The following is a 23,027-nucleotide window of genomic DNA, read 5'->3' as shown; positions in this document are numbered from 1 at the left end:
GGCTGCCGGATACGGCTGGCGGATCCGGCTCCCGTCGCGCCCCGCGGTGAGCTTCTGTTTCCGCATTGTGGAAATTATGTTCTGCTATATGGAAGCAATGTAAGCGGGTCCGCCCGAGACCGTCAAGAGAGATCCGGGGGAAGCTCTCGCCGCGGCCCCTCGGACGCGATGACCCAACTTGCAGCCGACGGGCATCCCTTGGGTGGAGGATGAGGGGCGAAGGCCCCGGCGTACGCGGCAGGCGGTGGTGACGGTGACGGACAGTGGTGTGCCGGTACGGTGCCCGGGCTGCCGGCGCAAGCATCTGTACGCTCCCCCGGCCTACCCGTGCGCGTGCGGCGCCCTGGTGACCCCGCAGGTGGCGGGGGACGCGGCGGCGACACCGGTCACCGAACGGGCCTGGGCCGACGCATGGGTCACCGTGCGGTGCGGGGCCTGCGGTCACCCGGGCCAGTGGCCCCGGCCGGAGCTGGACTGCGCGTGCGGCACGGTGCTGCGCGTGCCGGTCGTCGCCGGGCCGCCCTCCCCCGCACCGCCGCCCCGCAGCACTCCCCGCCCCGCGTTCCAGCCGGTCACGATCCGTGACGCGCGCGACGCCGTCACCGTGACCGCGCTGTACCTGCGGTGGCTCGGCTACCTGAACACCCGCAGCGCCGCCCGGCGCCCGCCCTCCGGGGCCCGCATCTCCGCGCGCGGCATGCTGGCGCAGGTCGAGCCCGCGCCCCGGCCCACCACCCTGCGGGACATCGAGTGCCTGTGGCTGACCGCCATGACGGACACCGGCGACACCCCCTTGAACTGCGCCTTCTTCTCCCTCGCCGGATACACCGACGGGGCGAGACAGCGCGCGGACAGCCTGGGCGTGCCGCTGTTCACCATGGACGTGAGCGGCACGCCCCAGCCGGTCAACGGCGCGGCGGACGAGCTGGTCGCGGCGGGCGCCTGACGCCCCCCGCGCGAGCGGGACGCGAGCCGGGCACGAGCTCGGCCCCGCCCCCGCCCGGGCGGGGCGCTAGCGGCGCGTGCGGGAGGCCCGCCCCGCGCCCCCGCGCAGATGCACGGCGTGCCGTACGAGCGCCAGCGCCGCCATCAGCGCGACGAGGCCGCACACCCCCGGCCAGCCGAAGCCGCCGTACGCCCGCACCGCGAGCCAGGACCCGATGCTTCCGCCGAGATAGGCGCAGGTCATGTACGCCGTGTTGAGCCGGGCCCGGGCCCGGTCGCTCAGCCCGAAGATCCGCACCTGGTTCGCGACCGTGCCCGACTGCATCGCCACGTCGAGGACCAGCGACCCCACCGCGAGCGCCGCGAGACCCGGCACCCCGCCGAGGCCCCCCGCGAAGAGGATCGCGGACGCCACGAGCACGGCGACGATGCAGACGAGGTTCACGGCGTCGGACCCGCGCCGGTCGACCTGGCGCCCGGCGATCGGCGTACAGATCATGGTCGCCGCGTTGACCAGGGCGAGCACGCCGACCGCCGAGGCGCCCAGGCCGTACTCCGGCCCGGTCAGGAGCAGCGCGACGCCGGTCCACAGGGCGGAGAACCCGCCGAAGAGCATCGCCTGGTAGAAACCGGAGCGGCGCAGCTCGGGCTCGGTGCGCAGCAGCCGCAGCGACTCGGCGAGCAGCGCGGGGTAGCGCTGCCGGGAGGCCGCGGTCGACCGCGGCAGCGCACGGGCCAGGACGCACGCGATGACCAGGGCGACGGCCGAGGTCAGGAGGTAGGGGGCGCGCCAGCCCAGCCATTCCCCGACGGTGCCGCCGAAGACGCGGGACAGCAGCATGCCGCCGATCGACCCGCTCAGGAGCGTGCCGGTGACGGCGCCCCTGCGCTCCTCGGGGACCAGGCCCGCCGCCGTGGGCGCGATGACCTGGGCGACGACGGTGGTGACACCGATGAGGACGCTCGCCACGATCAGCGGCGAGATGCCGGGTGCGGCCCCCGCGCCGAGCAGGCCGAGGCCGGTGAGGGAGAGCAGGGTGACGATGAGGGTGCGGTACGGGACACGGTCGGCGAGCGGTACGAGGAGGAAGATGCCGCCCGCGTAACCGAACTGCGTGGCGGTCACGACGAACGCCGCCGTGTCGGCCGAGACGCCGAGCCCGTCGGCGACCAGCGGGCTGACGGCCTGCGGGAAGTAGACGTTGCCGACGGCCACGCCGCAGGTGACGGCGAGCAGCAGCACCATGCCCCGGCTCAGCCCGGGCGGCCCGGCGGACACCGGTGCCGTGCCGGCCTCTTGCGCACCGGCTCGTTCCGTCCCGGTCTCTTCCGTCCCGGTCTCTTCCGTCCCGGTCTCTTCCGTCCCGGTGTTCTCCGTCCCGGTCTTCTCGGGGTCACCGGACGTGGACAGGTGCACACTCACCTCGCGGAGTCGGCCGACGGACCGGCCCACGATCGCCGGTCGGCCCCCCGCGGCACAAGGGGTTTTGGGCGGGGCATACTCGCCGCATGATCATCCGACCCGTCACGGCGGCCGAACTGCCCGTGCTCCAGGACATCGAACGCGCGGCGGGCGAACCGTTCCGCGCGCTCGGCATGGCCGCGATCGCGGACGACGAGCCGCCCGCCGTCGCGGACCTGGACCGCTTCCGCCGGGCGGGCCACGCCTGGGTCGCCGTGGATCCGGAGCGCGCGGACGGCGCCCCCGTCGCCTACCTGATCGGTGAGCCCCTCGCCGAGGCGGGCGGCGCCGTGTTCCACATCGAGCAGGTCTCCGTGCACCCGCGCGCCGCCCGCCGCGGTGTCGGCCGTGCCCTGATCGAGCACGCGGCGGACCGGGCCCGCGCCGAGGGAGCCCGGGCGCTGACGCTCACCACCTTCACCGACGTCCCGTGGAACGCGCCGTACTACGCGCGGCTCGGCTTCCGCCCGCTCGCGGACGCCGGGCTCACCCCGGCGCTGCGCGCCGTCCGCGCGCACGAGGCGGAGCTCGGCCTCGACCGGTGGCCCCGCCTCTGCATGCGCCGCGACCTGCCGGGCGCCGCGGGCCCCGTCACCGCCCGTACCGCTCCCTGAGCTCGATCTTGCGGACCTTGCCGGAGACCGTCATGGGGAAGGAATCCAGGATCCGCAGCGCGGCCGGCACCTTGTAGTGGGCCAACTGCCCCTCGCAGTAGGCCTGCAGCTCCTCCAGGGTCAGCGGGTCACCGGGGTCGCGCACGATCACGCAGGCCAGCGGCACCTCGCCGTACCGCTCGTGCGGGACGCCGACCACCTGGACGTCGGCGACCTTCGGGTGGCCGTACAGGAACTCCTCGATCTCCCGGGGGTAGATGTTCTCGCCGCCCCTGATGATCATGTCCTTGATGCGTCCGACGATCCGGACGTAGCCGTCGTCCGCCATGACCGCCAGGTCGCCCGTGTGCATCCAGCGGCCGGCGTCGATGACCTCCGCGGTCCGCTCGGGTTCGTCCCAGTAGCCCAGCATCACGCTGTAACCCCGGGTGCACAGCTCGCCGGACGCGCCGCGCGGCAGCGTCACCCCCGTCGCCGGGTCGATCACCTTGACCTCGACGTGCGGCAGGACCCGGCCGACGGTGCCGGTACGGCGGCCCAGGTCGTCGTCGCGGCGGGTCTGGGTGGAGACGGGTGACGTCTCCGTCATGCCGTAGCAGATGGAGACCTCCGCCATGTGCATCTCGGCGATCACGCGCTTCATCACCTCGACCGGGCAGGGCGAGCCCGCCATGATGCCGGTGCGCAGCGAACTCAGGTCGTACGTCGCGAAGTCCGCGAGGTTCAGCTCGGCGATGAACATCGTCGGCACCCCGTAGAGGGAGGTGCAGCGCTCCCGCTCGACGGCGTGCAGCGTGGCCACCGGGTCGAAGGACGGCGCGGGGATGACGATGCACGCGCCGTGCGAGGTCGCCGCGAGGTTGCCCATCACCATGCCGAAGCAGTGGTAGAAGGGCACGGGCAGGCAGACCCGGTCCTGCTCGCTGTAGCCGACCGTACGGCCCACCCAGTAGCCGTTGTTGAGGATGTTGTGGTGCGAGAGCGTGGCCCCCTTGGGGAAGCCGGTGGTGCCCGAGGTGTACTGGATGTTCACCGGGTCGTCGCAGCTCAGCCCGGCCTCGCGGGCGGCGATCTCGTCGGGCCCGACGGCCCTGGCCGCGTCCAGGAGGACGTCCCAGGAGCCGTCCTCGATGTAGTGCACGGCGCGCAGTCCGGGGCAGCGGGGCCGCACCTCGTCGACGAGCGCGCGGTAGTCGCTGCTCTTGTGGGACTGCGAGGCGACCAGGACGGAGATGCCCGCCTGCCGCAGCACGAACTCCAACTCGTGCGCCCGGTAGGCGGGGTTGATGTTCACCATGATCGCGCCGATGCGGGCGGTGGCGTACTGCACGAGCACCCACTCGGCGCAGTTCACCGCCCAGATCCCGACGCGGTCCCCCTTGGCGACGCCCGAGCCGAGGAAGCCGCGCGCCAACTGGTCGACGGCCGCGCCGAATTCGGCGTACGTCCACCGGGTGCCCGCGCCGACGTCCACCAGGGCGTCCCGGTCGGGCCAGGCCGCCACGGCCCGGTCCAGGTTCTGCCCGATGGTGTCGCCGAGCAGCGGGGTGCCGCTCGTGCCGTGCGCGTAGGACAGGTCGCCGACGGGCAAACAGGACAGGTCGCTCACCGGAAGTCCTCCTCACGGTATTCCGCGTCCGAACCCGAGGCGGTCGCCTCGCGCAGCTCGATGCGGCGGATCTTGCCGGACACGGTCTTGGGCAGCGCCCCGAACTCGATGCGGCGCAGCCGCTTGTAGGGCGCGAGGACCGCGCGGGAGTGCTCGAAGAGCAGCTTCGCGGTGTCCGGGCCCGGCGCGAAACCCTCGGCGAGCACGACATAGGCCTTGGGGACGGCGAGCCGCACCGGGTCGGGCGCGGGGACGACGGCCGCCTCGGCCACCGCCTCGTGCTCCAGGAGCGCGCTCTCCAGCTCGAACGGGGAGATCTTGTAGTCGGACGCCTTGAAGACGTCGTCGGAGCGGCCGACGTAGGTGATGTAGCCGTCGGCGTCGCGCGAGCCGATGTCCCCGGTGCGGTAGTGGCCGCCCGCCATGGCCTCCGCGGTCCGGTCGAGGTCGCCGTGGTAGCCGGCCATCAGGCCGACGGGGTCGGCGCCCAGGTCGAGGGAGATCTCGCCCTCGTCGGCGCCGGGCTCGCCGGTCACCGGGTCCAGGAGCACCACGGTGTAGCCGGGCGTCGGGCGGCCCATGGAGCCCGGCTTCAGCGGCTGCCCGGGCGAGTTGGCGACCTGTACGGCGGTCTCGGTCTGCCCGAAGCCGTCGCGGATGGTGACGCCCCAGTCGCGCCGCACCTGCTCGATGACCTCGGGGTTGAGCGGCTCGCCCGCGGCGACGACCTCCCGGGGCGGGGTGCGCAGCTGGGTCAGGTCGGCCTGGATGAGCATGCGCCACACGGTGGGCGGCGCGCAGAACGAGGTGACCCCCGCCCGGTCCATCTCCGCCATGAGCCGCCCGGCGTCGAAGCGCGTGTAGTTGTGGAGGAAGACGGTGGCCTCGGCGTTCCACGGGGCGAAGAGGTTCGACCAGGCGTGCTTGGCCCAGCCGGGCGAGGAGATGTTCAGATGGACGTCGCCGGGCCGCAGCCCGATCCAGTACATCGTCGCCAAGTGCCCGATGGGGTAGGACACATGGGTGTGCTCGACGAGCTTCGGGCGTGCCGTGGTGCCCGAGGTGAAGTAGAGCATCAGCGGGTCGTCCGCGAGGGTGATCCCCTCGGGCTCGAAGGCCTCGGGGGCGTCGTCGGCACCGGCGTACGACACCCAGCCCGCCCCGGCGTCCCCGCCGACGACGATCCGCGTGTAGTCGCCGGGGACGTCGTCGAACTTCGCGGCGTCCTCGGGCCGCACGATCACGTGCCGGGCGCGGCCCCGGTCGATGCGGTCGCGCAGGTCGGCCGGGCCGAGCAGCGGGGTCGCCGGGATGACGACGGCGCGCAGCTTCATCGCGGCGAGGGCGATCTCCCACAGCTCGACCTGGTTGCCGAGCATCACGACGATCCGGTCGCCCGCCCGGACGCCCCGGCCGCGCAGCCAGTTGGCGACACGGTCCGAGCGGGCGGACAGCCCCGCGAAGGAGGACCGGCTCTCCGTGCCGTCCTCCTCGACGATGTGCAGCGCGGTCCGCTCGTTGCCCTCGGCGATGACGTCGAACCAGTCGAGCGCCCAGTTGAACCGCTCGGGCCGCGGCCAGGCGAAGCCTTCGTATGCGGTGGCGTAGTCCTCTCGGTGCCGCAGCAGGAAGTCCCGTGCGGTACGGAACTGTTCCGTGGCGCTCGTCCCGTTCGTCGTCATGTGCACCCCTAGTCGGTCCCGCGCTCTCGTGGTTCACGCGGTGGATCACGTCACGCCCGTGCCGCGCACGCACCGCGGGAAGCCGTGCCGTACGCATGGCCGGACGCTTTGCCGTACGCATTGCCGGACGCTGCGTAACATCGTGTAATTCGTGAGGCGGATCCACCACCCCCGGACGGGGGTGTCGCGGAGGGAAAGGGCGGACGCGTGTCGGCTGACGGCGGCGAGACCGTGGAGATACGGGCCGCTCTGCTGCGGCTGCGCCGGGGCACGGGGCTGCCGGTGGCCTTCGGCGGGCTCCTCGACGGAGCGCAGCAGGTCCGGATCGGCGAGCTGAGCGGCACGGGGACGTGCGCCCTCGACGGGCTGGCCATCTCGTCCGGCAACGGCCTCGGCGGCAAGGCCGTCGCCCTGTCCCGGCCGTGTGCGGTCACCGACTACCACGGGTCGCGGCACATCAGCCACGAGTACGACGCGGCGGTCGCGGCCGAGGGCCTGCGCTCGGTGCTCGCGGTGCCGGTCGTGGTGCGGCGCCGGGTGCGCGGGGTCCTGTACGGCGCGCTGCGCGCGGCCCAGCCGCTCGGCGACCGGACGTTGTCGGCGGCGGTGGCGGCGGCCCGGGACGTGGAGCAGTCCCTCGCCGTGCGCGACGAGGTGCGCTCGCTGCTCTCGGCGGCCCGGGAGCCGGTGGCGGGCCCGGAGGCGTGGGAGCAGGTACGCGAGGCGCACGGCGCGCTGCGGGCCCTGGCCCCGCGCATCGCCGATCCGGCCCTGCGGGCCGAACTCCTCCTGGTCTGCGGTCGTCTGGAGTCGGCGACGACGGTCCCGGAACCCACCGGGGACCGCCCCGTCTCCCTCGCCCCCCGCGAGGTCGACGTCCTGTCGTGCGTGGCCGCGGGCGTCACGAACGCGGCAGCCGCCGAACGGCTCGGCCTGCGCCCGGAGACGGTGAAGGGCTATCTGCGCTCGGCGATGCGCAAGCTGGGCGCGCACACCCGCCTGGAGGCAGTGGTGGCGGCGCGGCGCGCGGGACTGCTGCCGTAGCGCCCCCTGGTACGGGGTACGGGGTACGGGGATACGGGCGCTGTTCCGACGGCCGCCGGGCGGCCCGTCCGCCCTCTGTCAGGCGTCGATGACGGTCCCGAAGCGGATGTCGTACGAGGAGGAGGCCCCGGCGATCCGCGTCAGCATCCGCTCGGCCTCGCGGGTCAGCTCCTCCCGCTGACCGCGCCGGAGCGGCTCGAACGGCTCGATGGTCAGGAGGGCCGTCCCGCCCTCCGTGTCCTGCGTCAGGCGCCACACCCCGGCGAGGAATCCGTCGAGCAGGAAGACGGGGTAGGAGACGTTCCCCTTCCAGGTGCGCCCCTTGTACGCGGCGGGCACGACACGGGCCCGGTCGGCGTGCGAGAGGAGGAGGTTGTCGAACTCGGGCAGGAAGCGGGGCGGGGCCGGGGTGTCCGGGTCGGGCCGCGGCGCGTCGGGCAGGTCGAACAGCTCGACGCCGTTCTCGTCGCGGAACGTGCGCAGCCCGGGCCGTAGCCGCTCGAAGACCTCCCGCATGCGGGTGAGCCCGGCCCAGGTCTGCAGGTCCTTGACGGAGGCGGGCCCGAAGGCGCCGAGGTAGCGCAGGACGGTGTCGTCGGGCGCGGGGACCGTCCCCTCGTCGCCGCCGAGCCACGCCCCCACGGTGGTGAGCGCGACCTGCCCGCCGCGCCGCCACAGTCCGCGCGGGGTGACCTGGACGAGCGGCAGCGTGCACCGGGCGGCGATGCCGAGGGACTGGGGGTCGGCGTCGGGCCAGCGGACGAGGAGCAGCTCGCGCAGTTGCTTCGGCGTGCGGGGCTCCGCCTCGACGGCCTCGCGGGCGAGCGCGGCGAGCTCGGTCAGGTCGACGCCTGCCAGCCCCTTCCGGAAGGCCGAGAGCTCGCGTTCGAGCGCGCCCTGCACGAGCGGCCGCAGCGTGCGCGCGTCGGCGGCGGTGTGCAGATGGATGGTCGAGCGCATCGTCACCATCCGGACCAGGTCGCGGGACTCCAGGAGCGCGGAGAGCCCGGCCGGGTCGAAGTCCTCGAGACGCGCGGCGAGGGCGTGGTACGGCGGCTTCACGTTCTGCGCCTGGAGACCGACGAGGTGGGCGACGGCATCCCCGACGGACAGGTCCGCGGAGCGGCGCAGGAGGAGCTGCCGGTCGAGCGTGGCGCGGTTGAGGGCGCGCACCCCGAGGACGGGGGCGGTGCCGGCCGGGGCCCGGTGCGTCGTCTTGGTCATGGTCGGCACGCTAGCGGGGCTTGCGGACACATCCGGTCCGCAAGTCCCGCCGCGCCGCTCGGGGACCGCGCGCCGCCGCCTCGTCAGCCGTGCGCCTTTTGGCCCGTATATCCTGCCCGGAGACCGGCGGGAGCGGTCGGCCCCCGGGCCGGTCGGGCGCGCCGGAGCGGCACGACGTGGGCGGCACGACGTGAGGGACCCGCGGCTCGACAGGAACGGCACGGCCCGCGGAAGACGGACGAGGGAAGGCGGAAAGCATGGCGGAACGCCGATCCCGTCCGGCACCGGCCGCGAAGAAGCACGCGTGGCGGCGCACGGCACGGACGCCGACGGACCCACCGGCACCGGAGGCGGACTCCGCCGTGGCGGAGGTTTCCCCCGAGGCGGGTGCGGACGCCCTCGTCGAGGCGGCGCTGTACCGCGACGGCGTACGGGTGGCGACGCCAATGTCCCTCGCGGACACCTTCCGCGAGCTGCGTGACGAGCCGGACGGCATGGCGTGGATCGGCCTCGCCCGCCCGACCGAGGCCGAACTGATCTCCCTGGCAGCCGAGTTCGACCTCCACGAGCTGGCCATCGAGGACGCGCTGGAGGCCCACCAGCGCCCGAAGCTGGAGCGCTACGGCGAGACGCTCTTCGTCGTCCTGCGGGCCGCGCGCTACCTGGACGCGTCCGAGGAGGTCGACTTCGGCGAGCTGCACGTCTTCGTCGGCCCCGACTTCGTCGTCACGGTCCGGCACGGCGCCGCCCCCGACCTCTCCGGCGTCCGCCGCCGCCTGGAGGAGAGCCCCGGCCTCCTCGCACTCGGCCCCGAGGCGGTGCTGTACGCGATCCTCGACGCGGTGGTCGACGGTTACGCCCCGGTCGTCGCCGGTGTGCAGAACGACATCGACGAGATCGAGACCGAGGTGTTCGGCGGCGACCCCGCGGTCTCCCGCCGCATCTACGAACTCTCCCGCGAGATGGTCGAGTTCCAGCGCGCCACCCGCCCCCTGGTCGGCATGCTGCACGCCCTGATGGCGGGCTTCGCGAAGTACGGCACGGACGAGGAACTCCAGCGCTACCTGCGTGACGTGGCCGACCACGTCACGCACACCAGCGAACGCGTCGACGGCTTCCGCCAGGCCCTCGCGGACATCCTCACGGTCAACGCGACACTGGTGACCCAGCAGCAGAACGCGGAGATGCGGGCGCTGGCGGAGGCGGGCTTCGAACAGAACGAGGAGATCAAGAAGATCTCGTCCTGGGCGGCAATTCTGTTCGCACCCACACTCGTGGGAACGATCTACGGCATGAACTTCGACGCGATGCCCGAGCTGGACTGGGCGTTCGGCTATCCGTTCGCGATCGGCCTAATGGCAGTGGTGTGCGTGAGCCTGTACTTCATCTTCAAGCGGCGGGACTGGCTGTAGCGGGGAACCAGTAGGCTTGCTCGACTTCGCGTACGCGAAGGGTTCAGAAGGGCTCTCCCGGCCCCCTGGGGAGAATCTGGGGAGAATGCGCGGCGCTGGGGAGCGGGCCATCACCCGCCGCACGTCATTCGCCGTTGGGTGTAGCTCTCCCCGGGAGACGCCTGCGGTTCAGACCGTGAGGTCGTAGTCGTGCTGGTCAGAGGTGGAATAGAGCCGTTCGTGCTCGCGGGCGAGATGGAAGGCGAAGTAGGCGTCGAGGTCACCGTTGTCCTTCACCGCCCTGAGTTTGAGGACGGCCTCGGCGCCGCTCAGCCCCCACCTTGCCCCGGTGATCTCCAAACGGTCGCCGATGAGATGCCTGCATGCGCCCTCGATCGGGCCGGTGGCAATCGGCCAGCCCTCGGCCAACGCGGTCTCGTAGCAGAGTTGGTCAAGGTGGCCGCCCAGGTAGCGGACGCAGGTGGCTGCGGCTTCGCGTTTCGCTCCGCGCAGGCCGGCCCGCTCCGCCTGCGCGGTGATCTCCGCGGCTGGCCCGGCCGTGGAGGATCGTGGTCAGATGCCCGGCGCCCCAGGCTTCGGCTGCCGGGGTGCCGGGCCGGTGGAAGCTGTGCGCGGCAGCCCAGATGTACTCGCTGACGTGCACGATGTCGAGCAGGACCTACACGGTGATCCCGCGCCGGTCGGCTTCGGCGCGGATCGGGTCGAGTTGGTGGCGGGCGCCGTCGACCAGGACGACCCAGGTCCGCACGTGGTCGCGGTCGCGGGCCTGGGCCGCCGCCTCCCGCGCCTCCAACTCCCCGATCAACGACCCCATCAGCGTCGCCTCCTCCACCCACCCGGTAGAGACCCGACCACGCCGCCATCACCCACAACCACGATCTCCCAGCTCAAACCATCGGGGCCGTCCCCGGAAGAGAGCTACACCCTTCGCCGTTTCCTGCGTGGCTCACCCCGGCCCTCCCCGGCTGTGCCGAACCGTCACCGACGGTATTGACCGATCAGGATGTGGACAGGAAGGGCCGCGCCACTGTGCGGGAGATCAGGCACCGCATGTTGCATGCAGCCCAGATCAAGGACCTGGTCCGCTCGGCGGATCGGCTTCCTGGCTCATCCCCGATGCTCGCTCGCGCAGCACCGCCCGCAACTCGTGCCATGTGCGCACGACAGCGATCAGGTTCGTCAACACGACACGGGCTTGGGACAGCAGAAGCCCCAAGAGACCCAAGAGCGCGAGGATCCCCAAAGCCAAGGTGGCCCATGTCACCACGCACCCCTTCCCGTTGGCCCCATGGCACGCGAAGCACCTGGGGTCACCGACCCACCGTCTTGGTCCGCATACTCCCGTCGCAAAAGATCAAAGTCTGCACGGCAAATGAGGCAGCGGGGGCGATCATCGTGGACGAGCTCCACCGAGTGCTGTCCCTGCGGCACGGCGGCGGCTACTCCCTCGCCGAGCTGGCCCCAGAGGTCCAGGACGACTCACTCAGTGGGGTGGCCCTGCGCTTACTGACCGAAGAGGTCGGCATCTGCGACGTCTGGACGGAGCCCGGCAGCGAGGGGCCTTTCCTGGTGGACGTAGCCAAGGCTCCACGCGAGTACGGCCCTCGCATGAGGGTCGGCTTCCGGTACCTCTTCCGTGCCCACTCGGGGGCCATCTTCCCCACCATGATCGAGACCGGCCGCCCCGGAGTTTGTCAAGTCCATTCGAGGTAACGGCCGTTGCAGCATAGCTTCGAGGAGCGAGTATCAACTGGTTCGAAGGGCGGGCACCGTGAAGAGTCATGACAGGACACGAGGTGCGAGTGGCAAGCCGTCCGAACTGGTACGCCGGGAGGTATGGGTGCGCAGTGGGGGCAGGTGCGCACTCTGCAACGCCTACCTGTTGGAGGGTTCCATGTCGTGGCGAACGCTGAATCTTGGCGAGCTGGCTCACATCGTCGGCCGCGGCAGCACCGTCCGCTCTCCACGGGGTGAGCATCCACTGGACCGCGCGCAGAGGGAGGATGCGGACAATTTGATGCTGTTGTGCGCCGATCAGCACGATGAGGTCGATGCAGCAGGCGGGCTGGAACTGTTCACGGTGGAGAAGCTGCGCCGGGTCAAGCAAGACCATGAGGACCGGATTCGGCATGTGACGGGTCTTGGTTCGGACCGCGCAACCACGGTGGTGCGCATGGTGGGTTCGGTGCACGGCAATCAGGTGGAGTTGTCCCGGCAGACGGCTGCGGCTGCGGTCATCGCCAGGGACCGATATCCGCTGTTCCTGGAGTCCTACACGCGCCATGGCCTCGAAATCGACCTGCGTGGTGTGCCCGGCGAATCGCTGGCCGCCCCATGCACGGCGTCGCAAGTTGCTGCCGGTCGCTCGTACTACCGCATGGCGACCCAACTGGTCGACGACGTGATCGAACGGCAGTTACGGCCCGGCATCACGCGCGATGCCGTGCGGCATGTGAGCGTGTTCGGCTTCGCACGCCTGCCGCTGCTGGTGCATCTGGGTTCCCGGCTGGACGACACGGTGCCTACGGACATCTACCAGCGGCACCGTGAGGACGAGTCGTGGGTGTGGCGCGAGGAGGACGGTCTGGCCCCGAGTTTCACCGCACGGGTCGATCACGATGTGCCGTCCGGGAGTGAGGCCGTAGTGCTCATCAACGTGTCGGGGGCTATCGGGGCACAGGAAGTGCCGACGCCGCTGCGTGGAATGCGTCGCTGGGAGATTCGTCCGGTTGGGGCGCCGACGAGCCCGGACATCATGGCTGCTCGCGGCTGCCTAAAGCGCTTCACGGAGGCGCTTCGGGGCTTCTTCGCCGAACCTGAGGCAGAGGTGAAGATGTTGAAGCGCCTGCATGTGCTGTCCGCGTTGCCCATGTCCGCCGCGATCGTACTGGGCCGTGTCCATCACCCGCAGGTTCACCCACAGTTGGTGGTCTACGAGCGGCTGGCCGGATGCTACGTGCCGACACTTGAGGTGGGCGGAGACAGCGGGTCAGGCGTGGGGACAGTGACCAGCGCGGCTGGCGGGTCTTCGGGATGGGCGGTGTAGGGGACGAAGTGCTGAGCCGGTTGGGTTCCGGTGTGCGGCTGAGCACACAGGTGGGTTCCGGAAACTGGGTGGTGCATCTGCGTGCCCAGGAGGGTGATGAGACTCGCGGCGATGCCGACGAGGTCGGCAGCGGCTCCGTGGAAAGTGGGCACGGAGCAGCCACGCGTGGGTCGGATCTCCTGGCCCGACTGTGGTTCGCTCCACAGTGGGTGGTACCGCTCCAGGGTGGAATCGGCCAGAACATGCTTGCCGGTGGTGCGATCAATGAACGCTGGGCCGTGGATGGTGCCGGGGGCTGAGACCGTAAGGATGCCATGACTGGCCGTGGTGACGTCGGTGGCCATCTGAGCTAGCACTGCTTTGCGGCCGGGGAGGCGTGCCAGGAGGTCGAGGTATCGTCCCGCGGTGATGCTGACAGTGGCGTCGATGACGACGTCGGCCTGGTGGGCTGCGTCGAACAATTCAGGTGAGGGTGGCGACGGACAGATGTCGACGGTGAGGTCGTCGCGCAGGCTGAGGAGGCGTTTGGCCAGGGCTACCGCTTTGTTCTCGCCGATGTCGGACTCGGTGTAGTTCTGTCTCACGAGCAATCCTCCGGTGATGGGGGTGCCGGGATCGGTGAGGCTGATACGGGCGGCTCCTGCGCGGGCAATCAGTTCTGCGGCCCAGGAACCGATTCCGCCGCAGCCCCAGAGATGAACGTGTGTGTTGTAGAAGGCGTTGACGGGTCGTTGGACATCACGGCGAGTGGTCACGGCTTCCCGTTCGTCAGAGAGGTAACACCATTCGATGGCGCTGTCGCGTACCTCGGCTGGCAGTGCGAATGGGCCTTGTTGGATGCGGGGTATGCGACGGAGGGCGTCACTGGCCGGGGTGGGCAGGCGGCCGACCAGGAGGAAGCGAGGGTCTGCTGGGAGACGGGGGTGGGGTACGGCGAGGAGGAAGTACTGACTGGTTCCCTGGGGGTTACGGCGGGCTGTTTGGGTCAGAGCCGTCAAGAAGGCAGATGAGGAACGTCGGGTCTGGTGGGGGGTTCTTGTTTCGTTGGGCGTGGGGTTGTCGATGCGGTCGAGGAGAGCGGCGAGGGTGTGACCGGCCGCCAGCGGCAGATGATGACTGAGGGGTAGTACGGGCAGGCGCTGACTGTGCTCGCTGACCCGGTGGCTGGACAGGTCGAGTCGCTGACCGGAGCGTGGGGTGAGCCAGGCGGTGTGCGTGGTGCGGTGCTCGTCCGGTTCCCGGGCAACGATGGTGGGTGTGCCATCGGTGCGGTGGAGGACTCCCCCGACGGCGTGGTACAGGGCGGTAGTGGCGTCGAATCGGTTGGAAGCAGCGTCCGTGAGCCACTGCCACAGTCGGTTCAGGACGGCGGGGATGCCTCCTTCGGGGTTCCACTCGCGGGCGGCGTCAAGGTAGATGCACAGGCGCACTCCCTCCAGCACATGCGGGGTGCCGGCGAAGCGGGTGTGCGGGGTCAGTACCTGCGGAGGCACCCGCTCGGTGGGCGGGAGGCCAACGATGAACTCCTCTGCCTCGCCCAGAGCAAGACCGCCCTCGACGTGCGGGATGTCGGCGGTGAACAGGCGGATGGAAACCAGAGCCGTGCCGTTGGGCAGGATTTGGGGGCCGCCCAGGACCCGGAGGTCTGCTGGGTACTGGGCGGCAAGAGCTTTGAGACCGGACAACAGGTCCTGCTGCCACGGGTTCGCCTTGAGAGCGGGTGGCCTGCGCTTGGTCATCCGGCACGTCCAGTTCGGGTGGGGGTGATCAGGGGCGGCACCGGGAACTTGAGACCGGCCGCCGGGGTGGTGGACGAGGAGGACGCCTCGGGCGGCTCGGGGAAGCGGTCGCCGAACAGATCCCGCCACAGGCGCAGGCTGGTAGTGGGGTCCGTCTCCTCGTAGGCCGCGCGTATCTCTCGTGCGTGGGTGTGGATCCGGTCGCGGAAGTAGGCATAAGTGGCCTGGTTCCAGCGGTGGTCGAAGGTGAGGCCCGATTGGGACGGGTCGGGGATGGAGGGCTTGTAGGGGCGGGCCTGCAGCCATTCGTCGAGGTCTTCGACAATGGTGAGGAGCGCGGTGGGCACGTTGGCGTAGCAGCCCGTCTCGAGTAGGGCGGTGGCCTGGGTGACGCGTCCGCCGAGGAGTGTGGTGAGGATGATGGAGCGGGTTCCGGTGAAAGAGTTCCTGTGGTCACGCAGGTACTTCATCAGGCGGATGACCTTACGAAGGTTGCCACCTGCGATGTCGTCCTTCTCTTTCATCCAAGCCGTGAACCCGGCGGGGTTCGTCGGCTCGAACCGGTTCTCGTCACGGTTGACGATGACTTCGCGGCCGTCGGCGAGGCACAGGTAGGGGACGATGTCGACGTGCATGGAGTTGGCGTAGGTCAGTTGCACACACCGGCATTTGCGGGTGTGCGGCATGCCCTTGTAGGTGCTGTTCCGGTGGAGCGCGGCGTAGATCTTGTCGATGTAGGTTGCGGGGTCGCCCGCCCACTCCAGGAGTTCCTGGAGGTGGAGCATAAAGTCGGCGTCGAACTCCTTGTCTCCGACCGGGTTGATGATGGTGCGCTGCGCCCACGAACCCTGCGGTTTCTTGCCGAGGATGAGCGGTCCGAGCTCCGGGTCGTTCTTGAGTGCCTGGTAGATGGCCTCCACCCGGGAGCTGAGGAGATCGAGCTTGGCTTGGCTGAGGTTGACGACGTCCCGCAGGAACGTGGTGAAGCAGTTGACGTGCTGCATGGGGGTCTCTCCTTTGATGACGCGGCGAGTTGCCCTGCCCTCCGTACGACGCTTGGGCGCCGCACAAGACGGGGAATGCTGCGCGGTCCTTGGGCGTGGGCAGCGCGCAGGCCACGTGCCGGCAGGCCGGTTCGCCGCAACGGGCACACGAGAGAGGTGTGCGACGGGGCTGTCCGCGCAGGGCAGAGGTGACGGAGTGGCCGCGTATCCAAGAGGGTGCGGGATACCACGGCAGTCAGTGAGTACATCTGACGGTGCTGACGCCTTGCGCCCCGAGCGTCGTGATCAGAGGCCGACTGGCGCCTGTGCTCGGCTGGTTGGGGCGGCGTCTATAGAGCAGACCGCGCGTGCAGTGGTGCCGTCCGGTCAGTGCTGCGGTCCGTCGTCACGGCCCGGCATGCAATGCGGTACGACCCTGGTCAGGTGGTCACCTGCCCGGCAACACGCTGGGCAAGGTGCACGTTGTCCCCAAAGAGCTTGCCTGCTCTCTGGCGTAACAATGACAGCACACACAGCGACCAGCACGCAAGGCATCTTTTGATAGTCAGTTTCGCTGACATCACTTCACCGGGCGTGCCCCCGGGTCGAGTCGGGTCGGCGGCGGCCACCTGTGGAGACGCCGAGCGCCTGAACTCTATTGCGGGGGACCCGAGATGATGCCCAGATTCATCAAGCGATAGGTCATCGCGATCTCGCTCAGCGCGAATGTGCGCCCCAACTGGGCCACCAGTTCTCCTACGGTTCGGAAGGAGGTCTGGTGCACCGCACCCCGGACCAGCGCCTCGGGAGCGAGCAGGGCGGCGGCGAAGCGGTTGGCCTCAACCTCCTCACGGTCCGTCGCCATACTCGACACCGTATTGCGGTAGTTCACCCGGGTATCCGTATCAAGGATCAAGGGGCGGCCACGGTGTATCCGCTGGTGCCCGAGTTCATGCGCCACGGTGAATCGCTGCCGCAGGGGAGAATGGGTACGGTTCACACCGATCACACATCGGCCGTCCCGCCGCAGCAGCATGCCCGAGACATCGTCATCCAAGTCCCTCAGCACGACAGGAACATCAAGGCTCCCCGCCAGTGCAAACGGGTCGATCGGAGCGGCGTTGATCTCGAACTCCTGCAGCAGAGCCCGCGCGGCGGTGTCAGCCCTGGCCATGAGTATCTTTCAGATTCTCGGAGTCAGACCACACCGAAGCGACATCGGCCGCGTACTGGGCCGGAAGACCAGCGGCCTCCGCTGGCAGAAGCTGCGGAAGGAGTTCGGCCGGCTGCACGTGCAGCGCCGCCGCGATACGGACGAGCCGGTACAGCGGAGGCGCCTGCGTCCCGCTCTCGATGTTCGTGATCGACGCCCGCGACACCCCGGCCTGGCGCCCCAGCAGTTCTTGCGTTAGCCGCGCTCTGATCCTGGTCTCCCTGATGCGCCGCCCCACAGCGGTGTTGAATGCCTTTTCCTCCACGCTGCCCCCAAGCAATGCCAGCCTCACTGACAACCTACTTCCCCAGCTACGGCGCTACCAGGCCCGAGACGAACGGGCGATCGATCACGTAGCACGCCTCACCATCACGACATGGCTCACAGAAGGCCCGAGCTTCCCTGCTCCACCCTTGCTGCACACGTTTCCCGCGGCACCCCGCGGTCAGAGAGGGCGCCGCAGGGCTGACAGCAACGGAGTGTGACCGACACTCCCGGGTGACGCAGTATCGTGACGCCGCCTAACCGGGTTCCGGCACAACCCGCGCCATGGGGAGACTCTGGGGAGAACGAAGCCTCGTTGGGGAGCGACTGGGGAGAATCGACCACGCAAACGAACAGCAACATGAAAGCTTCGGAAACGCCCATCCTCCCAGGTCAAAGGACGGCACCAGCCGATTCCCGCAGGTCAGCGCCGCGAGGACGACACCTTCAAGAAGATCTCGTCCTGGGCGGCCATCCTGTTTGCGCCCACGTTGGTGGGAACGATCTACGGGATGAACTTCGAGACGATGCCCGAGCTGAAGTGGGCCGGCGGGTACCCCTTCGCGATCCTGCTCATGGCCATGGTCTGCGTCAGCCTGTACTTCATCTTCAAGCGGCGGGACTGGCTGTAGCGTCGAGCACGCGACCTTCGGTCGGGTTCGCGAAGGAAGCGCACCTCCTGCCGAGCCTGGCCGCGCTGTCGCGGGGCTCGACCGGCGAGCGGCGGCCCTGACTACTGGGCCCAGGGCGGTGCGAAGGTGGTGCCGTCAGCCAGTTCGGCGGTGAGCCCGACGCGTGTGGTGACCCATAGGCGGGCGGGTTGATCGGTGGTGTTGGCGATCGCGAGTTCGGAACCCGCAGGTGCCACTGCCGCGTCACCTGCCCGGAGTTCGGCGCTTTCGGCGTCGATGGTGAGCCGGAGTCGACCGGCGAGGACGTAGAAGGTCTCCTCTTCACTGATCGTGTGGGTCGGCCCGACCATGGCGGCCGGGATCTCGACGCGCCAGGCGGCGACATCCCTGCTGCCGGTGTCCGGACGGACGTAGGACACGAAACGGCCACCGTGGATCTCGTGCACCACGGCCTCGTCGGCGCGGATGAACGGCATGCTCCAGCCCCCCTGTAGTCAACCAGCTTGTCTATATAGACAAGCTGGTTGACGAGTTATAGTCAAGCCCATGGATGACGCCCTGGCCTTCTCCACACTTGTGCTGGCACTCTCCGGACAGCTGGTGCAGGAGATCCACACCCACGTGTCCGAGCAGGGATTCGAGGATGTACGACCCGCGCACGGCTTCGCCTTCGCCCGTATCGCGGCAGGCGGCGCCACCACGGCCGCCCTCGCCGGGCACCTCGGGGTGACCAAGCAGGCCGCCGCCCAGCTGGTCGAGGAACTGGTCCGAAAGGGATACGTCGAACGGCATCCGCACCCGCACGATGCCCGCGCCCGCCTCCTGGGACTGACCGAGACCGGCTGGGCCGCCACACGGGCCGCCGACCAGGCGGCCCGTGCCGCCGTCACACCCTGGCGAGAAACACTGGGCCAGGCGCGCTTCAGCCAACTCGTCGCCGATCTCACCCTCTTGGCGCCGCCGGGACCGATCCGCCCTGCCTGGTGAGCCGTTGACCCAGCCGATGCCCCACCGTCCTGGAGACCCCCGACCGGGACCGGACCGACACGGGTGAATGTTCCCCTTTTCCTGACGCGGCGCGCCGTGCCCGACATGCGCCAGGGGCCGCTACCGGGCGCCACGTTGACCGCCAGCGGAGTGCCCTCGTACTTCTGGAGAAGCGCGCCCGGGGCCGGTTTTCGACCGTATGCGCCTCCTTGGAAACCTTTGCGATTCCACAGCAACGCTTCGGACCGGTCTTGCAGGATAGGCGCCTGGGGCAACCCTCGAACGAGCAAGGAGTGTTGGTGGTCAAGGACCTGGCCAGTGCCGGCGGAGACGACAGTGGCGCGTCGGGCCCGGCCGGCGGGCGCAGTGGTGTGCGTTTCCTGCACAGTGAGGCGGCGCCGTCGGCGCAGCGGCTGCGGCTGGGTCTGCTCCTGCGGGGGCTGAGGCGGCGGGCCGACCTGATGCAGAAGGACGTCGCCCGGCGGCTGAAGTGGTCGGAGTCGAAGATCAGCCGGATCGAGACGGGAACGTTCAACCCCAAGGCGGTGGATCTGGAGCAGCTGGCGGCGCTGTATGCGGCCAGCTGCGAGGAGTCTGAGCGCTTACGGGAGAGCGCGGCGCACGCCAACGAGCCGGCCTGGTGGCAGCCGTGGAAGGGGGTGTCCCATCCCTACCTCGAGGCGATGGTGAGCTGCGAGGACCTGGCGGTGCGGGTCAGGTCGTACGAGCCGCAGATCCTCAACGGCCTGCTGCAGGCGCCCGCCTACGCGCGGGAGCTGATCAGCCGCGGCCGCGGCGACCAGGACCTCCACGAGCAGTTGTGGCAGTTCCGGGCGGAGCGGCAGAGGCGGTTCACCCAGGACGCGGGCAAGTCGTTCTTCGGCGTGGTGGACGAAGCTTCCCTGCTGCGGCCCGTGGGGACGGCGGCGATCATGTTGGAGCAGTTCGAGCACCTGCTGCAACTGATGGACCACGGCCGTTTTCACCTGCGTCTGGCCGAGCAGTCCAATCCGCGGGTGCACACCGAGATCGGGCCCACGACGATCTTCGACTTCGACGAGCCGATGATGCCCTCGGTCGCCTACGCCGAGCTCTTCGACGGCTCGGTGGCCTACCAGGACACCGACATGGTGGACCGTCGGATGCAGAAGTTCGACGCCCTGCAGGTCGCCTCGCTCAACCCCGCGGCCACCCGCCGACGGCTGCACGACCTGCTCCGGACCTACCCCCGCTCCTGACCACAGGGAGACAGGTCTGCCGGGCCGTTTCGGGCGCCGGGAGGTCGGTCAGGGTTTGCGGGCGACGCCCGCGTAGAGGGAGACGAGCCGGTCGGTCAGGACCGCGGGGCCGCTGCCGGGCTCGGGATGCCACTGGTGGGCCAGCACCACACCGGGATCCAGGAGCTCCAGGCCGTCGAAGAAGGGCAGCACCTCCTCGCGGGAGCGGACCTGGGCCGGGGTGCCGCGCGCGATGTAGGTTTCGATGATCTTCTTCCATGCCGCGGGGTCGAAGTCACCGGTGCAATGGGTGAGGCTGAGGTAGGAGCCGGAAGCCAGCTCGTCGAGGAACGCGGCCACCATCCGGGCGGGCTCCCGGTCGTCGGGGACGAAGTGCAGCAGGGCGTGCAGGCTCAGCGCCACCGGCTTCGTCAGGTCCAGGACGCCCTGCTCGCGGACCGCGGCCAGCAGGCGGGCCGGATCGGTGGCATCGGCCTGGACATAGGCGGTGCGCCCTTGTGGACTGCCGGCCAGGAGCGCGTCGGCGTACACGAGCACGATGGGATCGTTGTCGGCGTAGACGACCCGCGCCTCGGGCGCGACCTGCTGGACGATGTCGTGCAGGTTGGGCGCGGTGGGGATACCGGTGCCCACGTCGAGGAACTGCCGCACCCCCGACTGCGCAAGGTGGCGCATGGCACGGTGCATGTAGGCCCGGTTGACCCGGGCGACGGTCTCTATCGCCGGGAACGCCTTGATGACCTGCTCGGCGGCTTCCCGGTCGACGGCGTAGTTCGTCTTCCCGCCCAGGTAGTAGTCGTACATGCGGGCGCTGTGGGCCTGATCCTGGCGTAAGTCGCTACCGGCGTCGTGGTCCTGCTCCGGCACGGGCGTTCCCCCCATTGCTCCCCCAGGCATACGTGGCGTCCTCCCCCGCGTGCAGGGCGGACTGCACTTGCAGTTCCTCTATCCATACCGACCGGTCACTTACACAGTCCAGCCTCGAACGGCTTTCTCGACAAACCGGCTACGGCCGCATCCGCCGGGCTCCGCAGACGCCTCCACCGCCGGTGGCCCGCTTCCCTCAGGGCGGGCCACGGCGCGGCCTACCGGGCGGGCGGACCCGCCGGGGTGACCGACAGGCCGGTCACAGGCCGCCCTGTAACAGCGCGTCCGCGAAGAGCGCCGCCGCCTCGGCGCGGATCTGGACGACCGGCCCGTCGGCCACCTTGGAGTCGCGGACGAGAACGTGGTCGCCGCCGGGCCGGGCGATCTCCACGCAGGCGCCCTCGGGCTGGCTGTAGGAGCTCTTGCGCCAGGCGTGGCCGGCGGACCGTGCGGACGTCAGGGGGGTGCGGGTCCGGTTCTGCATGGATGGCCTCCATAGATGACCTGCTTGTTTCCACCGGACTGCAATTGCATTCCGGCCTGCTCCTGTCAGGATCACCCGCCCGGCCCGGGCCCATGCCGCCGCCGGGGACATCGACGCGATTCCAACTGATAAGCACCGCATGCAAGTGCAGTTGGCATGCTCACCAATTCGTCCACCGTTCCGACCACACGGCGAAGACGGCACGCACACGCGCAGCCGATTCGCACATGCCACCGCTTCCGGACCGGCCGCACGGGGTGGCATGGGGCTCTCAGCAGGAGCGTTGGCGGCGCACAAGCCCGCGCACCGCGAGGCGAACGAATCGAACGTCCCCCTCAGCACGGGCGGCAGCGGGCCTCGCACAAGGGCCGCAAACGAGCCACCCGGTCACGCATGAGCCGATCCAACACACCCCACATGGCTACGAGTTGGCCCTAACGTTCACCATCGCCCGGCCCTCGCGTCCGGGCAGCACAAGGGCCCCAACTCAGCGATTGGCGTCAACGGCTGGGGCCCAAGCCACGCACCCCGCATCCAGAAGGAGTACGCAGAGATGCCCTCCCCGAGGCGGCGCCGCGGCAAACCGCGCCACGCCCGCCCCCGCACACCCCGCCTTCCCCGCCTTCCCCGCCTTCCCCGCCTTCCCCGCCTTCCCCGCCTTCCCCGCCCCTGCGTCTGTCGCCTTCACGACACCTTCAACACCACCACGGCCGGCGCGAGCCAACTCCTGATCACTCAGCCACCTGCCCACTGGCAGCCCGTCCTGGGCACCTGGGGCCTGCTCCTCCTGCACGGCGCCCTGCGCACCTGCCCCCACACCACCCCCCGGCCTGCTGCCACACAAACCCAGCACGCACAGGCAGCCGGCCGATGACCCCAGGAGCCGGCATCGCCTCCACCGACCCCGAGCCCGCGGGCCACCAAGGACACTTCGCCCGCCTGCTCCACCACATCCGCCAGCATGCGGCCACCACCGTCAACGACCTCGTCCACGCCACCGGAACCGACCCCGACCACCTCCACCAAGTCCTCGCCGGCCACCGCTTCCCCACCCAAGCCTTCACCCGCCGCTACGCCCGCGCCTGCGGCGCCGACCCCCACATCCTGCTCATGGCCTGGCAGCACGAACACGACCGCCGCACGCGTGCCGGCCGCCCCGACTGAAGCCCCGACGCGGAAGAGCCGACTGCCCCCGGAAGCGGGCCGAGCAGGGCTGCGCAGCGGTTCAGCCGGTGAACTGCCGTCAGCGGTACGGGTGCCCCGACGGCGAGCGATCAGCCGACGGGGGCCCCTGCAGGGAGAATCTGGTGAGTACGACGGGCGCTGGGGAGCGCCCGGGGAGAACGAACCGCGTAACGCCGGGTGAAGCCGAAAGCCCCTGCAAGAAGCGTTCGCGTAGGCGGAAGACAGCCAGCGGCGATAACCGCAGGTCAGGCCGACTTGGTCCTCTTCGCCTCGACGACGCCGCACCGCGGGACTCGTCCGGCCCCGCGCAGGGTCGTCGGCCCTGCGAGGCCTTGGTGCAAACCCTGCCGGACGTGTACGGCGACCACCGGCGGGGCGGCGCCACCAGGGGCCGCGG

General features: G+C 70.1%; 20 protein-coding genes and 2 pseudogenes. 10 read left to right on the top strand and 12 right to left on the bottom strand.

Going from position 1 to position 23,027, the window contains the following annotated elements:
* Window positions 1–346: 346 nt before the first annotated feature.
* The gene (locus tag ACFYXE_RS29885) at window positions 347–946 is read left to right on the top strand and encodes a hypothetical protein (protein WP_389317830.1); all 600 of its coding nucleotides are present in this window, start codon (window positions 347–349) and stop codon (window positions 944–946) included.
* 66 nt (window positions 947–1,012) lie between these two features.
* Here the strand turns inward: ACFYXE_RS29885 and ACFYXE_RS29880 are convergent, their stop codons facing one another.
* Window positions 1,013–2,368: an MFS transporter gene (locus ACFYXE_RS29880; protein ID WP_389317827.1), complete on the bottom strand. Its 1,356-nt coding sequence runs from the start codon at window positions 2,366–2,368 to the stop codon at window positions 1,013–1,015.
* 86 nt (window positions 2,369–2,454) lie between these two features.
* On the opposite strand from ACFYXE_RS29880, the gene ACFYXE_RS29875 reads away from it, so the two are divergent.
* A complete protein-coding gene (locus ACFYXE_RS29875; RefSeq protein ID WP_389317824.1) occupies window positions 2,455–3,021 on the top strand; it encodes a GNAT family N-acetyltransferase in 567 nt (188 codons plus the stop codon).
* Here ACFYXE_RS29875 and ACFYXE_RS29870 read toward each other — a convergent pair.
* Entirely contained in the window at window positions 2,999–4,630 is a 1,632-nt protein-coding gene (locus ACFYXE_RS29870; RefSeq protein WP_389317821.1) for an AMP-binding protein, read from the bottom strand. The two genes, ACFYXE_RS29875 and ACFYXE_RS29870, sit on opposite strands and share 23 nt — an antisense overlap.
* Complete coding sequence (locus tag ACFYXE_RS29865; RefSeq protein WP_389317818.1) at window positions 4,627–6,312, bottom strand: AMP-binding protein; 1,686 nt, start codon at window positions 6,310–6,312, stop codon at window positions 4,627–4,629. The genes ACFYXE_RS29870 and ACFYXE_RS29865 overlap by 4 nt, the downstream gene beginning before the upstream one ends.
* A gap of 207 nt (window positions 6,313–6,519) precedes the next feature.
* Between ACFYXE_RS29865 and ACFYXE_RS29860 the strand changes: the two genes are divergently transcribed.
* Window positions 6,520–7,356, top strand: a complete 837-nt coding sequence (locus ACFYXE_RS29860; RefSeq protein WP_361171045.1) for a helix-turn-helix transcriptional regulator — start codon at window positions 6,520–6,522, stop codon at window positions 7,354–7,356.
* A gap of 78 nt (window positions 7,357–7,434) precedes the next feature.
* Here the strand turns inward: ACFYXE_RS29860 and ACFYXE_RS29855 are convergent, their stop codons facing one another.
* Window positions 7,435–8,580, bottom strand: coding sequence for a winged helix DNA-binding domain-containing protein (locus ACFYXE_RS29855; RefSeq protein ID WP_389317814.1), 1,146 nt, complete (start codon window positions 8,578–8,580; stop codon window positions 7,435–7,437).
* 257 nt (window positions 8,581–8,837) lie between these two features.
* Here ACFYXE_RS29855 and ACFYXE_RS29850 point away from each other — a divergent pair, with 257 nt between their 5' ends.
* Window positions 8,838–9,992: a magnesium and cobalt transport protein CorA gene (locus ACFYXE_RS29850; protein ID WP_389317811.1), complete on the top strand. Its 1,155-nt coding sequence runs from the start codon at window positions 8,838–8,840 to the stop codon at window positions 9,990–9,992.
* 168 nt (window positions 9,993–10,160) lie between these two features.
* On the opposite strand, the pseudogene ACFYXE_RS29845 reads toward ACFYXE_RS29850, so the two are convergent.
* Window positions 10,161–10,770: pseudogene (locus tag ACFYXE_RS29845) on the bottom strand (ISKra4 family transposase); the annotation flags it as partial.
* A 617-nt stretch (window positions 10,771–11,387) separates the two neighbouring features.
* Between ACFYXE_RS29845 and ACFYXE_RS29840 the strand changes: the two are divergent.
* Together ACFYXE_RS29840 and ACFYXE_RS29835 are read left to right on the top strand one after the other, a co-directional pair.
* On the top strand, window positions 11,388–11,705 hold the full coding sequence (locus tag ACFYXE_RS29840; RefSeq protein WP_389317808.1) for a hypothetical protein: 318 nt from the start codon (window positions 11,388–11,390) through the stop codon (window positions 11,703–11,705).
* 181 nt (window positions 11,706–11,886) lie between these two features.
* Window positions 11,887–13,038, top strand: a complete 1,152-nt coding sequence (locus ACFYXE_RS29835) for an SAVED domain-containing protein (RefSeq protein ID WP_389317805.1) — start codon at window positions 11,887–11,889, stop codon at window positions 13,036–13,038.
* Here the strand turns inward: ACFYXE_RS29835 and ACFYXE_RS29830 are convergent.
* From ACFYXE_RS29830 to ACFYXE_RS29815, 4 genes are all read right to left on the bottom strand, one after another.
* Window positions 12,945–14,777 (bottom strand): ThiF family adenylyltransferase, encoded by a 1,833-nt coding sequence (locus ACFYXE_RS29830; protein ID WP_389317802.1) that lies wholly within the window; start codon window positions 14,775–14,777, stop codon window positions 12,945–12,947. The genes ACFYXE_RS29835 and ACFYXE_RS29830 overlap by 94 nt on opposite strands.
* Complete coding sequence (locus ACFYXE_RS29825) at window positions 14,774–15,781, bottom strand: cyclic GMP-AMP synthase DncV-like nucleotidyltransferase (protein WP_389317799.1); 1,008 nt, start codon at window positions 15,779–15,781, stop codon at window positions 14,774–14,776. Before ACFYXE_RS29825 ends, ACFYXE_RS29830 begins: the two co-directional genes overlap by 4 nt.
* Before the next feature lie 634 nt (window positions 15,782–16,415).
* Window positions 16,416–16,934, bottom strand: a complete 519-nt coding sequence (locus ACFYXE_RS29820) for an ImmA/IrrE family metallo-endopeptidase (RefSeq protein ID WP_389317796.1) — start codon at window positions 16,932–16,934, stop codon at window positions 16,416–16,418.
* Window positions 16,921–17,265 carry a helix-turn-helix domain-containing protein gene (locus tag ACFYXE_RS29815; protein ID WP_389317793.1) on the bottom strand — a complete coding sequence of 115 codons (345 nt, stop codon included), beginning with the start codon at window positions 17,263–17,265 and terminating at the stop codon, window positions 16,921–16,923. Before ACFYXE_RS29815 ends, ACFYXE_RS29820 begins: the two co-directional genes overlap by 14 nt.
* Before the next feature lie 418 nt (window positions 17,266–17,683).
* Between ACFYXE_RS29815 and ACFYXE_RS29810 the strand changes: the two are divergent.
* Window positions 17,684–17,869: pseudogene (locus tag ACFYXE_RS29810) on the top strand (CorA family divalent cation transporter); the annotation flags it as partial.
* Window positions 17,870–17,970: 101 nt separating this feature from the next.
* Here ACFYXE_RS29810 and ACFYXE_RS29805 read toward each other — a convergent pair.
* Complete coding sequence (locus ACFYXE_RS29805) at window positions 17,971–18,345, bottom strand: cupin domain-containing protein (RefSeq protein WP_389317790.1); 375 nt, start codon at window positions 18,343–18,345, stop codon at window positions 17,971–17,973.
* 70 nt (window positions 18,346–18,415) lie between these two features.
* On the opposite strand from ACFYXE_RS29805, the gene ACFYXE_RS29800 reads away from it, so the two are divergent.
* Together ACFYXE_RS29800 and ACFYXE_RS29795 are read left to right on the top strand one after the other, a co-directional pair.
* A complete protein-coding gene (locus tag ACFYXE_RS29800) occupies window positions 18,416–18,856 on the top strand; it encodes a MarR family winged helix-turn-helix transcriptional regulator (RefSeq protein ID WP_389317787.1) in 441 nt (146 codons plus the stop codon).
* 299 nt (window positions 18,857–19,155) lie between these two features.
* On the top strand, window positions 19,156–20,094 hold the full coding sequence (locus ACFYXE_RS29795; protein WP_389317784.1) for a helix-turn-helix domain-containing protein: 939 nt from the start codon (window positions 19,156–19,158) through the stop codon (window positions 20,092–20,094).
* 48 nt (window positions 20,095–20,142) lie between these two features.
* Here the strand turns inward: ACFYXE_RS29795 and ACFYXE_RS29790 are convergent, their stop codons facing one another.
* Together ACFYXE_RS29790 and ACFYXE_RS29785 are read right to left on the bottom strand one after the other, a co-directional pair.
* Window positions 20,143–20,976, bottom strand: coding sequence for an SAM-dependent methyltransferase (locus ACFYXE_RS29790; RefSeq protein ID WP_389317781.1), 834 nt, complete (start codon window positions 20,974–20,976; stop codon window positions 20,143–20,145).
* Window positions 20,977–21,220: 244 nt separating this feature from the next.
* A complete protein-coding gene (locus tag ACFYXE_RS29785) occupies window positions 21,221–21,445 on the bottom strand; it encodes a DUF397 domain-containing protein (RefSeq protein WP_389317778.1) in 225 nt (74 codons plus the stop codon).
* An 870-nt stretch (window positions 21,446–22,315) separates the two neighbouring features.
* Between ACFYXE_RS29785 and ACFYXE_RS29780 the strand changes: the two genes are divergently transcribed.
* Window positions 22,316–22,609, top strand: a complete 294-nt coding sequence (locus ACFYXE_RS29780) for a helix-turn-helix domain-containing protein (RefSeq protein WP_389317775.1) — start codon at window positions 22,316–22,318, stop codon at window positions 22,607–22,609.
* Window positions 22,610–23,027: the final 418 nt, after the last annotated feature.

The sequence above is a fragment of the Streptomyces sp. NPDC002564 genome (assembly GCF_042889645.1).
Lineage (GTDB): Bacteria > Actinomycetota > Actinomycetes > Streptomycetales > Streptomycetaceae > Streptomyces.
This window is presented reverse-complemented; position numbering and strand designations above follow the sequence as displayed.

Excerpts from the sequence above, each read along its gene's own strand:
- ACFYXE_RS29875 (WP_389317824.1), top strand. The coding sequence starts at position 2,455 with ATGATCATCCGACCCGTCACGGCGGCCGAACTGCCCGTGCTCCAGGAC.
- ACFYXE_RS29865 (WP_389317818.1), bottom strand. The coding sequence starts at position 6,312 with ATGACGACGAACGGGACGAGCGCCACGGAACAGTTCCGTACCGCACGG.
- ACFYXE_RS29855 (WP_389317814.1), bottom strand. The coding sequence starts at position 8,580 with ATGACCAAGACGACGCACCGGGCCCCGGCCGGCACCGCCCCCGTCCTC.
- ACFYXE_RS29850 (WP_389317811.1), top strand. The coding sequence starts at position 8,838 with ATGGCGGAACGCCGATCCCGTCCGGCACCGGCCGCGAAGAAGCACGCG.
- ACFYXE_RS29835 (WP_389317805.1), top strand. The coding sequence starts at position 11,887 with ATGTCGTGGCGAACGCTGAATCTTGGCGAGCTGGCTCACATCGTCGGC.
- ACFYXE_RS29830 (WP_389317802.1), bottom strand. The coding sequence starts at position 14,777 with ATGACCAAGCGCAGGCCACCCGCTCTCAAGGCGAACCCGTGGCAGCAG.
- ACFYXE_RS29825 (WP_389317799.1), bottom strand. The coding sequence starts at position 15,781 with ATGCAGCACGTCAACTGCTTCACCACGTTCCTGCGGGACGTCGTCAAC.
- ACFYXE_RS29820 (WP_389317796.1), bottom strand. The coding sequence starts at position 16,934 with ATGGCCAGGGCTGACACCGCCGCGCGGGCTCTGCTGCAGGAGTTCGAG.
- ACFYXE_RS29805 (WP_389317790.1), bottom strand. The coding sequence starts at position 18,345 with ATGCCGTTCATCCGCGCCGACGAGGCCGTGGTGCACGAGATCCACGGT.
- ACFYXE_RS29800 (WP_389317787.1), top strand. The coding sequence starts at position 18,416 with ATGGATGACGCCCTGGCCTTCTCCACACTTGTGCTGGCACTCTCCGGA.
- ACFYXE_RS29790 (WP_389317781.1), bottom strand. The coding sequence starts at position 20,976 with ATGGGGGGAACGCCCGTGCCGGAGCAGGACCACGACGCCGGTAGCGAC.
- ACFYXE_RS29785 (WP_389317778.1), bottom strand. The coding sequence starts at position 21,445 with ATGCAGAACCGGACCCGCACCCCCCTGACGTCCGCACGGTCCGCCGGC.
- ACFYXE_RS29780 (WP_389317775.1), top strand. The coding sequence starts at position 22,316 with ATGACCCCAGGAGCCGGCATCGCCTCCACCGACCCCGAGCCCGCGGGC.